Origin of the sequence: Paenibacillus sp. Dod16, assembly GCF_049893405.1 — a bacterium.
GTDB lineage: Bacteria > Bacillota > Bacilli > Paenibacillales > Paenibacillaceae > Paenibacillus_AQ.
This window is the reverse complement of sequence record NZ_JBNDYG010000117.1, coordinates 1-1474: the sequence shown is the minus strand read 5'-3', so window position 1 is coordinate 1474 and position 1474 is coordinate 1. Positions and strand designations below refer to the sequence as shown.

General features: G+C 47.5%; 1 protein-coding gene. It reads right to left on the bottom strand.

Annotation, left to right across the window (positions count from 1 at the left end; translation table 11 throughout):
- Positions 1 to 47: 47 nt before the first annotated feature.
- A protein-coding gene (locus ACPV3A_RS37630) for an IS3 family transposase (RefSeq protein ID WP_426205003.1) occupies positions 48 to 1369 on the bottom strand; the annotation gives its coding sequence in 2 pieces (ribosomal slippage) (positions 48 to 997 and positions 997 to 1369; 1323 coding nt in all).
- Positions 1370 to 1474 lie beyond the last annotated feature (105 nt).

Genomic DNA, 1474 nt, shown 5'->3' with positions numbered 1-1474 from the left:
TGAACTGTGACCCCAATTGTGGAGGATTTATAAAAAACAGCCTGGACTTAACTAGCAAGCAGATGGCCTCTGAATTCGTCAGGGGTCATCTTTTTTAATGTCCATTGGTATCGCTCAGCATTGTAGTAACTTATGTAATCAGCAACACGCGTCCTGACTTCATGGATGGATTCACAATCCGTAAAATCAACCTCATCTTTCATATGACCGAAGAATGATTCCATGGGGGCGTTATCCCAGCAGTTCCCTCGGCGTGACATGGATTGCTTCATACCGTTCCTGGCAATGAACAACTGTGTTTTAGGGTGCGTGTAGTGCATACCTTGGTCGGAGTGCAATATGGCTTCTGGATGCATGTTTCCATCTAGTCGCGCTAGTAGACGTTGAAGTGTCCGTTCGACTAGTGAGAGTTCAAGCGTGGCCCCAACGCACTCGGCGAGGATTTGCCTAGTAGCTCCATCCTTGACGCAGGAAAGATAGGCCCATTGTCCGTTTCCATATCGCAGATAGGTAATATCGGTTAGAAACACTTTCTCAGGCTCTCCTTGGTCAAACTGCCGCTGAAGCAGATTCGGACAGGTTTTGTGTTCATGTGTAGCTTTTGCCATCCTACGGTATGGATTCGCTTGACGGATCGTTGCGACCAAGCCAGCTTTGCGCATAAGACGGCGGATCTTCTTGTGATTCATGATAACACCACTTATTTGCTCAAGTCGCATCTTAATCACGAGTGCGCCTGCCTTACCATTCAGGGCCTCAAAGTGCTGCTTGATGAGGAGAATGTCCTGCTCGTCCGCTGCCATACGAACCTGACGGTTCTCCTCGGCTGCAATCCATCTGTAATAACCGCTTGGACTTACAGCGACGAGCCTACACAAATAACGAGTCATACGCTTCATTCCATATGCACGAATCGTGCGATAAATGAGCTCGTAACGCTCGGAGGGCTTTAGTGTTTCTTCTGCCTTTCGAGCGCTTCGAGCTTTTTTAGCAAGTCCACCTGCGATTCAAGCAATTTAATCTTAGCTTTTGCTCGTTTTAATTCGTCCTCCGCCGATAGCTCGGCGACTGGTTTACGCCCTACACTTCCCTTACCTCGTCGTTCTATGGCAAGTCCTTCTTCACCGTACAAGTCGAAGGTGTCACGCCAACGCTTCAGGCTATGTTTGGGCTTCTTATGACCAATGTCGTCTAGGTCGAACCCAGCCCGAATGAAGATTTCTGAAGGTGTTTGCCCCTCCTTGTAGGCTCGCAGCGCCGCACGTTTGAACTCAGATGTATACGTAATGGCAAATTCGGTTACGTGTTGCACATTGGGGTTTCTCTCCAATTTTCTCATCTGCTCTATTGTAAAAACTACTCGTTTCAATTTTCCCATCTTCATCTCGCCCCTCATCTTATACCTTGATTAAAACACAAGTGACCCACAAGAGGGTCACTTTTTTAAAGTGTCCTTCTTATGGGTCACAGTTCA